General features: G+C 35.6%; 8 protein-coding genes, 1 pseudogene and 1 CRISPR repeat array. Of the genes and pseudogenes, 4 read left to right on the top strand and 5 right to left on the bottom strand.

Annotated features, from left to right (window positions below; genetic code table 11):
- The first annotated feature begins 95 nt into the window (after positions 1 to 95).
- Entirely contained in the window at positions 96 to 2,261 is a 2,166-nt protein-coding gene (locus DMB65_RS15760; RefSeq protein WP_110307594.1) for a beta-glucosidase, read from the top strand.
- Between the two features lie 298 nt (positions 2,262 to 2,559).
- On the opposite strand, the gene DMB65_RS15755 is transcribed toward DMB65_RS15760, so the two are convergent.
- The 3 genes from DMB65_RS15755 to DMB65_RS22480 form a co-directional block, all read right to left on the bottom strand.
- Positions 2,560 to 3,675, bottom strand: a complete 1,116-nt coding sequence (locus DMB65_RS15755; protein ID WP_110307593.1) for an endo-1,4-beta-xylanase — start codon at positions 3,673 to 3,675, stop codon at positions 2,560 to 2,562.
- Between the two features lie 140 nt (positions 3,676 to 3,815).
- Positions 3,816 to 5,981 (bottom strand): alpha-glucuronidase family glycosyl hydrolase, encoded by a 2,166-nt coding sequence (locus DMB65_RS15750; RefSeq protein WP_110307592.1) that lies wholly within the window; start codon positions 5,979 to 5,981, stop codon positions 3,816 to 3,818.
- 404 nt (positions 5,982 to 6,385) lie between these two features.
- Complete coding sequence (locus DMB65_RS22480) at positions 6,386 to 6,460, bottom strand: hypothetical protein (RefSeq protein ID WP_230470701.1); 75 nt, start codon at positions 6,458 to 6,460, stop codon at positions 6,386 to 6,388.
- A 702-nt stretch (positions 6,461 to 7,162) separates the two neighbouring features.
- Between DMB65_RS22480 and DMB65_RS15740 the strand changes: the two genes are divergently transcribed.
- The 3 genes from DMB65_RS15740 (at position 7,163) to cas2 (ending at position 11,508) form a co-directional block, all read left to right on the top strand.
- Positions 7,163 to 9,790 carry a glycoside hydrolase family 3 C-terminal domain-containing protein gene (locus DMB65_RS15740; protein ID WP_110307691.1) on the top strand — a complete coding sequence of 876 codons (2,628 nt, stop codon included), beginning with the start codon at positions 7,163 to 7,165 and terminating at the stop codon, positions 9,788 to 9,790.
- Positions 9,791 to 10,288: 498 nt separating this feature from the next.
- The gene (cas1, locus tag DMB65_RS15735) at positions 10,289 to 11,203 is read left to right on the top strand and encodes a type II CRISPR-associated endonuclease Cas1 (protein ID WP_110307591.1); all 915 of its coding nucleotides are present in this window, start codon (positions 10,289 to 10,291) and stop codon (positions 11,201 to 11,203) included.
- Positions 11,179 to 11,508, top strand: a complete 330-nt coding sequence (cas2, locus tag DMB65_RS15730) for a CRISPR-associated endonuclease Cas2 (RefSeq protein WP_110307590.1) — start codon at positions 11,179 to 11,181, stop codon at positions 11,506 to 11,508. The genes cas1 and cas2 overlap by 25 nt, the downstream gene beginning before the upstream one ends.
- On the opposite strand, the gene DMB65_RS15725 is transcribed toward cas2, so the two are convergent.
- Together DMB65_RS15725 and DMB65_RS15720 are read right to left on the bottom strand one after the other, a co-directional pair.
- Positions 11,505 to 12,068 (bottom strand): transposase, encoded by a 564-nt coding sequence (locus tag DMB65_RS15725; RefSeq protein WP_110307589.1) that lies wholly within the window; start codon positions 12,066 to 12,068, stop codon positions 11,505 to 11,507. The two genes, cas2 and DMB65_RS15725, sit on opposite strands and share 4 nt — an antisense overlap.
- A gap of 554 nt (positions 12,069 to 12,622) precedes the next feature.
- Positions 12,623 to 13,385: direct repeats of the CRISPR family, unit length 36 nt; unit sequence AATATCGTGTTTTCTAATCTTTAATCAAACCACAAC.
- Between the two features lie 127 nt (positions 13,386 to 13,512).
- Positions 13,513 to 13,634: pseudogene (locus DMB65_RS15720) on the bottom strand (IS1595 family transposase); the annotation flags it as partial.

Below are 13,634 nucleotides of genomic sequence, written 5' to 3'. Positions count from 1 at the left end.
CCTCTATTTTTGAAAACTTTTGATGGGGTTTATTACCATTTTCAATAAAAATCATATTATTTAACTTAACCAAAAGGTTTTCTAAAACATATAAGATGGGATTACGATTTATGGCTATTGTTTTGTTTTTAGTATTTTTTCAAAGTTCTTTTTCGCAAACTGATACTGCGACCGAAAAAAGAATTCAGCAGTTGATTAAGAAAATGACTTTGAAAGAAAAAGTCGGTATGCTGCATGGGAATTCCAAATTTTACACATCAGCAATAAAACATCTTGGAATTCCGGAATGGGCGCTCTCTGATGGTCCGCACGGAGTCAGGGCAGAAATGAACAGACATGACTGGAAATATACAGGACAAACCAATGATTCTTCTACCTGTTTTCCTACGGGAACAGCTATGGCAGCAAGCTGGAATTTAGAATTGGCCAGACAGCGCGGTATCGTTTTGGGAGAAGAAGCCCGTTTTCGCAAAAAAGATGTTTTGCTTGGGCCGGGAATCAATATTATTCGTTCTCCGCTTTGCGGGCGAAATTTCGAATATTTAAGTGAAGATCCATTTCTTATTTCGCAGCTTTCTATCCATTATATTCAGGCTTTGCAAACTCAGGATGTTGCTGCCTGTGTGAAACATTTTGTAGCCAATAATCAGGAAGAAAACCGTTTTGTTGTTGATGTAAATATGAGCGAAAGAGCGTTACGTGAAATATATTTACCAGGTTTTAAATCGTCAATCGTCGATGCCGGAGCATTAGGAATTATGGGGGCTTATAATAAATTCAGAGGCGAATATTGTACTGAAAACAAGTATCTTGGACGAACAATTTTGCGAAATGAATTTAATTTCAAAGGGGTTTACATGTCTGACTGGGATGCTGTTCACAGTACTGAAAAAGCAGCTTTGGCTGGCCTGGACTTAGAAATGGGAACAGAAAAAGAGAACTACAACGACTGGTATTTTGCTGATCCTTTGATTAAAGCAGTAAAAGAAGGACGTATAAAAGAAGGTATAGTTAATGAAAAAGTAGCAAACATCCTCAGAGTCATGATTAAAACGAAAGTTTTGGATCCTGCAACACGTATAACAGGTTCTTTGAATACAAAAGCACACCAGCAGGCAGCATACCGATCTGCGGTAGAAGCCGTTGTTTTACTGAAAAACGAAAAGCAGATTTTACCGTTAAACATGAACTCCATAAAATCTGTAGCTATTATTGGTGATAATGCGACCCGTACCCATTGTGGTGGCGGATTTAGTTCAGAAATCAAAACTTTATATGAGATAACACCGCTTCAGGCTATGACCAATAAATACGGAAAATCAATGCAGATCAATTTTGCACAAGGGTATGAAAAACAATCTCATGTTGTAGAAAGAAGCAGTGCCGGACAATTAAATACAGACAAAACAGACTGGAAATTAATTAACGAAGCTGTGGAGCAAGCTAAAAAATCAGATATTGCCATTGTTTTTGCTGGCCTTAACCATGATTTTGATTCAGAATCATTTGACAGACTACACATGCGTTTACCGTACGGTCAGGAAACTTTAATCCAGGAAGTAGCCAAAGCAAATCCTAAAACGATCGTGGTTATTATTGCAGGTTCTCCACTTGAACTTGCCGGGATTGAATCTCGTGTGCCTGCAATAGTCTGGGGAGGGTATGGCGGAATGGAAGCCGGTAATGCTGTTATAGATGTATTAAGCGGTAAAGAATTTCCGTCAGGAAAACTGCCTTTTACTATTCCGGTTACTTTAAGCCAGTCACCTGCCCATGCATTAGGTGCTTATCCGGGACATGATTTGAAAGTGAATTATGAGGAAGATATTTTGGTTGGTTATCGCTGGTTTGATACTAAAGAAATTGAGCCACAGTATCCTTTTGGTTATGGACTTTCTTATACTTCATTCGAAATTTCAAATGTAGCTACTGACAAAAAAAACTATAGCGCTGATGACGAAATAGTAGTCAAATTCAACATTAAAAACACAGGGAAAACTATTGGTGCTGAAGTAGTCCAATTGTATGCCGGTCAAACAAATCCTTCTGTTTTGAGACCCAAAAAAGAATTAAAAGCCTTTGATAAAATATTCCTGAATCCTGGAGAACAAAAAACAATTGATTTAAAAGTAAAAGTAAAAGACCTGGCTTTTTATGATGAGAAAACTTCAAGCTGGAAAATTGAATCAGGTGAATTTAAACTTTATACCGCAACATCAGCTAAAAATATCGTGAGTACTTTGGCTGTTACAGTACAGTAAACTCTGCAAAAAGTACAGCAGTTTGTTTTACGAAACTCTCCAAAAGTAAAATCAATTGTTACATTTCTTTATTTCGATGAGAATGTAATAAAAATTGTGTTGTCATAGCGTTTTTGCTGAAATACAGGTCATAAAAAACCAGAAAATTATGAGTAATTTTCTGGTTTTTACTTTTTGGACAGCCTCTTTTTTAAAACCTTAAACTAATTTATAAAATCATATAGGGCCATTTAAAAGCTGCTTTTCTTAATCTTTAGCATTATAAATCCGGATCTGAGACCCAATAATCCCTAAAAGATTATTTTTTTGTTTCCTTTAATTTCAATACACTTTGATACGCTTTTTTAGGTTTTAAGTCTTTATCAAATAGCAAAGGGTAATTAGTTCTTCCTTTTATTGGCCAGTTATTTAGCCATGATTGTCCGTCATGAACGCCCCAAAAGGTTACACGGCTGATTTTATCTTTATGTTTTAAGAACAATTTAAAAATTGACGCATAGCGCTCAGTAAGCTTAACCTGAACTGATTCCGGAAGCTGTTCCGGATATGGATTCATTTGTGCACTCCCTTCAAAATTTTGATTGACATCAGCACCTTTTAAGTCCCAGGGATTCGGCAACACCGTAATATCTAATTCTGTAAAAGCAACTTTTAAACCCAAAGCTGCATACGCCAAAATACTCTCCTCAATCACCTCAATAGAAGGACTGTCTAACCGCCAGTGTGCCTGAATTCCCACTCCGTCGATTTTTCCACCTGCGGCTTTTATTTTTTTTATCATATTAATATTTCCTTCTCTCTTGGCAGGTTCTTCATTATTGTAATCGTTATAATACAAATCTGCTTTTGGATCTGCAGCTGCTGCCAATTTAAAAGCGTCAATAAGATACTGTTCTCCAAGTGTGTTCAGAAAAACTGATTTTCTTAATGTACCGTCTTCGTTCAAAGCTTCATTGACTACATCCCACGAATTAATTCTTCCTTTATATTTAGAAACAATTGTCGTAATATGGTCTTTCATAAGAGCCTTCATTTCTGTACTATCTTTAATTTCAGCTATCCATGGAGCCAACTGACTGTGCCAGATTAACGTGTGTCCGTGAATAAACATTTTATGCTTCTCTCCATAAGCAACAAATTTATCTGAAAAAGTAAAATCATATTTGCCTTTTACAGGATGCATATACATTGACTTCATTATATTTTCTGCCGTTATAGCATTAAATTCCTTTTTGATTAAAAAATCTTCTTTGCTGTTTTTCCCTGCAATTTGATTGGTATCTAAAGCGGTTCCGATATAAAAATCCTTTTTATAGCTGTCTTTTAACGAAATAGCATTTTTTCCCTTTTGTGCATTACAGCTACTCAAAATCATTAGAGGCAAAAGCAATAAATAGCAATTAATTAATTTCATTTGTATGGTTTTAAAGTTGATAGTTTAGTTTAAATCATTTGACTGATTATAGTTTTCTACTTAGGTATTAAAAAATCTTTGTGTTGCATAACGCTACTTCGTTACAAGTCTGTTTTATATTCTTATTTTAATGTGAACCTTTAATTTCCCGGAGCAAAAGGAAATTTTAATGATTTGAAGTAATCTAAAGAGTGGCTTGCATTCTCTACTCCAACCGGCAATTCTTTTCCTGAATATTGCTGAAAATAAAGCAAACATGCGTCCCTCCACCATTTTGCTTCTTTATATTGAATATCTAACAACATCTGAACTTCTTTGAAACGTTCTTTGTCTACATATTTTCCTGTTTTATTCCAGGTATCCTGCATTTCTTTTACCTGATCAACGCCCTCCTGATATTTAAAAGCCAGACTATTCCAAAGCGTTTGTCCGTTTTTTAATTTATAATCCCACGAAACATGATGAAACCATAACAAATAGTTTTCAGGACAGGTTTCTAAATTGTCAAATAGTTTTTCTACTTCTGGAGCATACTGTGCCGTGGCATTTGTACCGGTTTTAGAACGGTCAAAACCAATTCCGTTTTTATCTGCCTTGTGATAATAAACCGGATTCCATTCTGGTCTTGACAAATCAGACACCCAGGGCCCCGGACCATAATGATGCCCCGTATCCATAATATGATGTAAGCCAAGAGGTGTCATATAATTGACAACGGCTTCACGCGATTTTATCATCATTGCAGCAACAGGCTTTATGAATTTTTCATCGTTGGAAAATGTACATCTGAGCCATTCATCTGCAATAACTTCAGCATCTAAATCCGGATTCCATGCCTGTCTTCCAAAGCCATACCAGTTCGCCTGTGCAAATGGATGTCCTGTCCAGTTTACATCATTTCCTATATTTGAAACTCCGGCAATTCCTGTCAGTTTACTATTGCTCAAAGAACCGTCAATTATTTTAGCAACCGTTGTTCCTTTTTCTTTTTGAAAGGTATCTGATTCTAAAACTTCCTGAAATAATTTCGGAAGAAAAACCAAATGGGTACTAAACCCTAAATATTCCTGCGTAATTTGAAACTCTATCATCAAAGGCGTTTTTGGCATAGCTCCAAAAATGGGATGGAAGGGTTCACGAGGCTGAAAATCGATAGCACCATTTTTTACCTGAACAATTACATTATCCCTGAATTTTCCGTCGTACGGGACAAATTCGGCGTAAGCCTGTTTTGCACGGTCATTGGCATCATGTTCAGAATAGACAAATGCCCTCCACATAATTACCCCTCCAAATGGTGCCACAGCATCTGCTAGCATATTTGCCCCGTCAACATGATCCCTTCCGTAATTTTGTGGCCCGGGCTGCCCCTCAGAATTTGCTTTTACCAGAAAACCTCCAAAATCCGGAATTCTTTTATAAATCTCTTTTGCTTTATTTTTCCACCAATTCATCACATCCAGATCTTTTGGATCAGCTGTTTTTAATCCGCCTATTTCAATTGGTGCCGAGAAACGGGCGGTTAAATAGACTTTAATTCCGTAAGGCCTGAATACGTTCGCTAAAGCTTCAACTTTTTCTAAATATTGAGGCGTTAAGATTAATGCATTTGCATTTACATTTGTCAAAACAGTTCCATTAATTCCAATTGACGCATTGGCCCTGGCATAATCAATATAACGCGGGTCAATAAAATCAGGGAGTTTTTGCCAATTCCATAACGAAAATCCGGCATAACCACGTTCTACTGTACGGTCTAAATTATCCCAGTGATTTAAAATCCTGATATTGGTTTTCGGAGCATCTATCAGATGAAGATTCTTGATCGATTTATTCATTTGAACCAGTCTTAGAAAGCTGTAAACTCCATATAAAACACCAATATCCTTTTTGCCTGTAATGACAATATGCTTATTATTTTTTATGGAAACAGATTTTATAATATAACCTTCTTCATTTATCCGTTCAAAATCAGAACCAATTGCTTTTTGAATTTCGGGAGTTAATACCAATTTTGATCCTAAAATTATTTTATGGTTCCCCTCTGGTTTTACTGTAACCTGAAACTGACTCCCCAACATAGCGTTCAAAGCAATCTGTAATTCATTTTGAGCGATTTTTGATGTTGCCGTATTTTCTAAAGCTATTATTCCTTTAATATTTGACAGATAGTCCGAAATTATTGGTGAATCTGTTTTCTTTTCATATTGCAACCATAATTTATAATCCTTTTGTGCAAATAAGGGACAGCAAACAAAAAAAAACAATACAATGAACCTAAAAAAAATCTTTTTTATATGTGGCATTTTCTTTCTGCTATTTTTATAAATTAATACAACAATACAAACACTGCTTAAATATACTTTTTTGACAAAATAAATACTAAAAAAATGTATTATTAAAAATATTTAGTTTTTCGCAATCGGTTGTGCTAAAATACAAAAAATTAGGAATAAAAAAATAAAAAATACCTTTTACAAGTAATTTCAATTATTGATAACAAAAAATAGCTTTATAAATCTCAAAAAGTAATTCGGTCTGCAATAAAAAAGCAGGATATATTAACCGGTGCAGGAATTGGGTAGCATTAGATTTTTCTGGAGGACTCACGTATGACTACCTGAGTATTTAAAAATGTAATTTCTTTAGCATCCTCTTCCTTAACTGTTTTTAAATTTTTGATAATTTATTTGGCTGCAGCTTTGCCCATTTACGCAGCAGGATGCGTGATAGTAGAAATATTTGGCTCAATTATTTCTGAGATAGGATGATTATTAAAACCTATTACTGCAAATTGTTCAGGTACTTTAATTCCTCTTTTTTTGCAGTCTGAACCGCACTTACCGCAAGAATTGCATAATCATGACTGAATAATCCGATTTTTGAGCAGCAATCTCAATACCGCAGATTAAAGACAATAAAAATGGCTGCGTAACTGTTGGAATTAAAACTCCAATGGTTTTTGTAACATTCCCCCTCAGCCCAGCTGCCAATGTATTAGGTATAAAACCCATTTCTTGCGCAGTCTGCTTTACTTTTTTAATCGTCTTATCGCTAATACTATGATACTCTTTTTAGGCTCGTGAAATTGTTAAGACTGCAAGATTCCGTTTTTTAGCAATATCATAAATGGTTACCTGTCTGTACTCTTCCATGAATTAAAGTACTAATCTTTGTAAATGTACTTATTTAAATGTTACACCAATTAATTCTGTATTTATTTAGGAAATTACACAACTTATTCTAAAATCCAGCCTGTTCTACTCGTTCGGTAAAATTATTCAAAAGCGATCATTTCGAGTATTTTCGAAGGGAAACGGAACAAAAAAATGTATAGGGAATCGTTTTTAAATGATAATTCATTATCTTTTTTAAAACACCTCATCAAATATATTTTTTAATTTTGAAAAAAAAGCCATTCCTTTACACAATCGGTTGTTTAATTGACGCCTCAAAGAAATTAGGTATCAAAACAAAATGTAAGCTCATGAGAATCACAAAAATCATATTTCTATTCATACTGATTGTTTCATACCATAGTTCAGGCCAGCATAAAAAAGATAAATTCTTATTTCAAAATCCTCAATTAGGTTTTGAAGAACGTGTAAATGATCTGGTAAGCCAATTGACATTAGAAGAAAAAGTATCCCAGATGCTTAATTCAACTCCGGCAATTCCAAGGCTCGAAATACCGGCATATGACTGGTGGAATGAAACGTTACACGGAGTAGCACGGACTCCTTTTAAAACCACTGTATATCCCCAGGCAATAGCAATGGCGGCTACCTTTGATAAAAACTCACTTTTTAAAATGGCCGACTATTCAGCACTGGAAGGAAGAGCCATTTATAACAAAGCCGTTTCATCAGGCCGTACCAATGAACGGTACCTGGGACTCACCTACTGGACACCAAACATCAATATTTTTCGCGACCCGCGCTGGGGACGCGGACAGGAAACTTATGGTGAAGACCCCTATCTAACAAGTATTCTGGGTGATTCGTTTGTTAAAGGCCTGCAGGGAGATGACCCTAAATACCTAAAAGCCGCTGCATGTGCAAAACACTATGCCGTACACAGCGGGCCTGAATCTCTGCGCCATACTTTTGATGTTGATGTCACCCCTTATGAACTTTGGGATACCTATCTTCCAGCATTTAAAAAATTAGTAACCGACTCTAAAGTAGCCGGTGTTATGTGCGCTTATAATGCCTTTAGAACACAGCCATGCTGTGCCAGTGATATTTTGATGACCGATATTTTAAGAAATCAATGGAAATTCACTGGTTATGTAACCTCTGACTGCTGGGCAATCGATGATTTTTTTAAGAATCATAAAACACATCCCGATGCTGAATCTGCCTCGGCAGATGCTGTTTTTCACGGTACAGATATTGACTGTGGTACTGATGCCTACAAGGCTCTGATTCAGGCTGTAAAAAACGGAAAAATAAGTGAGCAACAAATTGACGTTTCTGTAAAACGCCTTTTTATGATCCGTTTCAGACTGGGGATGTTTGATCCTGCTCAAATGGTAAAATATGCACAGACTCCGGAATCAGCATTAGAAAACCCTGAACATCAAATGCATGCCTTAAAAATGGCAAGACAATCAATGGTTTTACTTCGAAATGAAAAGAACATACTGCCGCTGGACAAAAACTTAAAAAAAATTGTAGTCCTGGGACCTAACGCAGCCAACTCCATATCCATTTTAGGAAACTATAACGGAACTCCAAGCAAACTAACAACGGTTCTGCAAGGCATAAAGGAAAAGGTTGGAGCCAATACAGAAGTCATTTATGAAAGAGCCATCAACTTTACCAACGATACTTTGTTAGTGTATCAGAATCTCAAAAATCAATACACTTATGATGGAAAACAGGGATTTAAAGCTGAATATTACAATAATAAAGACCTCTCCGGACAGCCCGAAGCAGTACGAACAGAATCAGAAATAAATAACTTCTGGCAGGAAGGCGAAGTGGTGGTAAAAAATATTAAAGGAAATAACTTTTCTGCACGTTATACCACCAATTTTACAGCAGAACAGGATGGCTCTATTACCTTCGAAGTCAGTGCAGATGACGGATACCGTTTTTTAATAGATGATAAGGAGGTTGTAAATGCCTGGCAAAGGAATCGCTGGGGAGAAAAAACTTTTAAATTAATTACCAAAAAAAATACTGTTTATAAATTAGTTTTGGAATATTGGCAGGGTGAAGGAAAAGCCAACATCGCATTAAATGCCGGTAATTTTGAAAAAACCGATTTTCAGAAGATCATCGATAGTCATAAAGATGCGGATGCCTTTATCTATGTGGGTGGCATATCTCCACAACTGGAAGGCGAAGAAATGCCGGTGAATTTTCCCGGCTTCAGTGGTGGTGACCGTACTTCGATACTTCTTCCAAAAATCCAGACTGATTTAATGAAAGCGCTGAAAACTTCTGCAAGACCAGTGGTTTTTGTTATGATGACCGGTAGTGCAATAGCCATTCCGTGGGAAGCTGAAAATATTCCGGCAATACTCAATGCATGGTATGGTGGCCAGGCAGCAGGAACTGCAGTAGCTGATATTCTTTTTGGAGATTACAATCCTGCAGGAAGACTGCCTGTGACATTTTATAAAAGCGATTCAGACTTGCCCTCTTTTATTGATTATAGCATGGACAATAAAACATACCGCTATTTTAAAAGCAGTCCGCTTTATGGCTTTGGTTATGGGCTCAGCTATACGACATTTAAATACGATCAGCTAAAAGTTTCCTCTAAGGTAAAAAAAGGACAGCCTGTCTCGGTCTCGGTAAGAATAACCAATACCGGTAAAACTGAAGGGGAAGAAGTAGCCCAATTATACCTAATTAATCTGGATCTATCTATAAAAGCTCCCTTAAAAAGTCTCAAAGGATTTGAAAGGATTAACTTAAAATCCGGCGAAAGCAAAACAATTACCTTTACACTTTCTCCTGAAGACTTATCGTCAATTACTACAGAAGGTGAAATAAAGCAATATTCAGGTAAGATAAAACTTGCCATTGGAGGCTCTCAGCCAGATGAAAAAAATGAAATCAAAAACAATATCGTAACCCGGATTATTCAAATAGATAAATAATAAATCTTTAGTCCTTAATGACTCAGAACTAAATAAAAAATAGTCTTCAAAAAAAATGATTTACAGCCTTCAAATTTATTGATTTGAAGGCTGTTTTTTTTGGACTATTCTAACTTTAAATACTACCGATATGTACCTCATATAGCCTGATAAAAACTAACCTGTTTCATATTATACTGGCATTATACGAGAAATTTTTCGAACTGTTAAATAATTATAATTGGTATAATCTTTCTGAATCACTTTCAAATATTTGTCATTTTTTACCCTTTTACAATCACGTTGATTTATATAATAAATACAGCAATGAATTGTAAGATTTAAGTAAACAGCTTCATCGTTCTGCGTTCTAAATCGTATTCGTTTAAATAGTGAAGGCTAATTTTTCAGATTATGGAAAACCGTAAAAACGACTTTCATTTAAAGTCGAACTTTAGGGCAAATAATTCAAAAACTTGTTAAGCAGAAAAAAGTTATTCATCATTTGAAATTAAATTTATGCTAAAGAAAACTATCTTAATTGAAAACAAATTTTCCATAACGGCAAAATACAATCAGCTAGTGCTAAAATCAGAAATCAGGGAGAGTTCTATCCCTATTGAGGATATTGGTTTTCTTGTACTTGATCATAATGAAATTTACCTTAGCATTCCAGCTATGAATTTACTTGTTGAGAACAACACTGCTATTGTCATCTGCGGAAAAAACCATCTTCCTAACGGAATGCTTTTAAACCTGAACAGCCATCATATCCAACAGGAAATATTCAAAAATCAAATCGAAGCTTCTTTACCTTTAAAAAAACAGCTATGGCAGCAAACGATAATTGAAAAAATCAGGAACCAGGGATTTCTGCTCGAAAAAATAACCGATTCTAAAAACAGCTTTGCATTTCTGGCCGGTAAAGTATTAAGTGGGGATTCTACAAATATGGAAGGGGTTGCAGCACAGCAATACTGGAAATATTTTCCTCAGCCCCATTTAGAATTTGATGGCATTAAAAGGGAACGATATGGTGACTATCCTAATAATTTCCTGAATTACGGCTATGCCATTTTAAGGGCCGCAACAGCCAGGGCACTCTCCGGAAGTGGCCTGCTGAATACATTAGGAATTCACCATAAAAGTAAATACAATGCTTTTGCACTTGCCGATGACATTATGGAGCCGTTTCGCCCAATTGTTGATGAAAAAGTCTTTGAAATCATGCAGCGCTTTGAAGAGCAGGAACTAAACACCGCTATTAAAACCGAATTATTAGAAATATTAACCCGAACCGTTTATTTTAAAGATGAAAAAAGCCCTTTAATGACAGCCTTGCAAAAAACAGCCAGCTCTCTTCAGCAATGTTTTACAGGAAGTCGAAAAAAAATTAAATATCCTTCCTTATGGAGCTCAACGGATATCGAATAATGTGGTTATTCGTTTTCTTTGATTTGCCCACAGAAACAAAAAAAGACAGGCGAAATGCATCCGGTTTTAGAAACAACTTATTGAAAGATGGATTTTCAATGATGCAGTATTCTGTTTATGTACGCCACTGCGCCAGCAGCGAAAGCGCAGATGTGCATGAAAAGCGAATTCACAAACTACTGCCTCCTCTGGGAAAAGTAAGTGTACTTCGCATAACCGACAAACAATTTGGCAATATTTTGAATTTTTGGGGAAAAGCAGCTATGCCCTCAGCACCTCAGCCTACACAATTAGAATTATTCTAATGTTTTTCAAAAAAAGTATCAACCATCCATTTTTCCGGATTAGTATCAATATAATTGCTAATGTTAAAATATGCTTTTTCATTCCGAATAATATGATCATGAAACGAACGCTGCCATGCAAAATTTAAAAAACCTGCTTGATGAATCATTTTAGAAGATGTCGTTTTAAATGCGCCTATCAAACTTGATAATGATTTTATTTTAATTTCTTCATCCCGCACAGACAAGTCGAGTACCGTCAAGTCGCGACTTGTCGGCAATAATTTCCTGCTATCTATTTCAATAATTGCATGAACATGATTAGGCATTACAACATAATTGTGAATCGCAACATATTGATATTGTTCTGCTAACCATAATATTCTATCCTGAACAATTTTTCCAAATTCATTTAATTCCAATTTTTTATTTAATTCATTGGAATTATCTACAGACAGGTCGCAACTTGTACCTGCCGACCCCAAACAACACAACCTATCCTGAACACATATCGTGACGAAATATAAATTATCGCTGGAATAATCAAATCCCTGCATTCGATTTCTTTTTCTGCTTTTCATAACCTTATATTTTATTTATTGCCTAACACCTGTGCGGACAGGTCGCAACCTGTCCCCGCCGCCCCAAAACACAAAACGACCATCCTGAACACATATCGCAACGAAATATAAATTATCCCTGAACTAAAAATCCATGCATTCAAGTACGGACAGGTCGTGACCTGTCCCCGCCACCGCAAAAAAAACAAAACGACCATCCTGAACACATATCGCAAAGAAATATAAATTATCCCCGGAATAAAAATCCATGCATCGAGTACGGACAGGTTGCGACCTGTCCCCGCCACCGCAAAAAAAACAAAACGACCATCCTGAACACATATCGCAACGAAATATAAATTATCCCTGAACTAAAAATCCATGCATCGAGTACGGACAGGTTGCGACCTGTCCCTATCGCCGAACCTCATTATATTCATCATAAAATTATTGAAATTCAATCTATTACAAACAAAAAAATGCCTCAATATTGGATTATCAAACCAATAAAGAGGCATTTTTATATACGATATCCACCCTTAATCTAATGAAAATCAGAAGGTAAGAAACCAACTAATATCGTGTTTTCTAATCTTTAATCAAACCACAACGACGCATTAATTCTGTTTGTTTTTTAAGTTAATATCGTGTTTTCTAATCTTTAATCAAACCACAACCAATTCAAACCAAAACCAAAAATGAACGAAAATATCGTGTTTTCTAATCTTTAATCAAACCACAACTCTTCGATACGCAATTGCTTTTTTGCCAGTAATATCGTGTTTTCTAATCTTTAATCAAACCACAACCATTCATCTTTCATTTTAGCCCGACTAGCAAATATCGTGTTTTCTAATCTTTAATCAAACCACAACTGGTCTTAGAAAGTTTTACGACTAATAGAAAATATCGTGTTTTCTAATCTTTAATCAAACCACAACCTGTAATTCAGGGCTTTTTTATGTCACATTAATATCGTGTTTTCTAATCTTTAATCAAACCACAACCTGTGGGAGCAAGCGGCTGAATTTGTAATGAAATATCGTGTTTTCTAATCTTTAATCAAACCACAACCGGGAGGGAAAGAGGGCATTGTTAACAAAAAATATCGTGTTTTCTAATCTTTAATCAAACCACAACTGGATAGAAAAGTTAGAAAAAAAAGAAAGAAATATCGTGTTTTCTAATCTTTAATCAAACCACAACCGGGAAGGGAAAGAGGGCATTGTTAACAAAAATATCGTGTTTTCTAATCTTTAATCAAACCACAACATTTGATTGCTGGATGTAATCTACATGATCAATATCGTGTTTTCTAATCTTTAATCAAACCACAACTGAAAGGTACTGCATCCCTGTTGGGAGGATGCCATACCTTTCAGTTGTGGTTTGAGATGTTTAAGATTTGATGTTTTATGTCAAAGAACGTTTTAAACTTATTATAAACCAAATTTCTTTTTTTGAGTTATGCACTTAATATCTGTTTTATATTTTTTTGATATATCGGTTTTGCATTTACCATTCTTTCTATGGATTTATGAAAAATACTTGTTTTAAATTGAGAACGGTTTATCCTAAAACAAAACT

It is taken from the genome of Flavobacterium cheongpyeongense (genome assembly GCF_003202435.1).
In the GTDB taxonomy this organism is placed as follows: domain Bacteria; phylum Bacteroidota; class Bacteroidia; order Flavobacteriales; family Flavobacteriaceae; genus Flavobacterium; species Flavobacterium cheongpyeongense.
Note: the sequence above shows the minus strand (reverse complement) of the source record. Positions and strands in the feature narration are given on the sequence as shown.

What these genes read in the sequence shown, in the direction of transcription:
- cas1 (WP_110307591.1), top strand. Translation starts at nt 10,289, where the DNA reads ATGCTAAAGAAAACTATCTTAATTGAAAACAAATTTTCCATAACGGCA.
- DMB65_RS15725 (WP_110307589.1), bottom strand. Translation starts at nt 12,068, where the DNA reads ATGAAAAGCAGAAAAAGAAATCGAATGCAGGGATTTGATTATTCCAGC.
- DMB65_RS15740 (WP_110307691.1), top strand. Translation starts at nt 7,163, where the DNA reads ATGAGAATCACAAAAATCATATTTCTATTCATACTGATTGTTTCATAC.
- DMB65_RS15760 (WP_110307594.1), top strand. Translation starts at nt 96, where the DNA reads ATGGGATTACGATTTATGGCTATTGTTTTGTTTTTAGTATTTTTTCAA.
- cas2 (WP_110307590.1), top strand. Translation starts at nt 11,179, where the DNA reads ATGGAGCTCAACGGATATCGAATAATGTGGTTATTCGTTTTCTTTGAT.
- DMB65_RS15750 (WP_110307592.1), bottom strand. Translation starts at nt 5,981, where the DNA reads ATGCCACATATAAAAAAGATTTTTTTTAGGTTCATTGTATTGTTTTTT.
- DMB65_RS15755 (WP_110307593.1), bottom strand. Translation starts at nt 3,675, where the DNA reads ATGAAATTAATTAATTGCTATTTATTGCTTTTGCCTCTAATGATTTTG.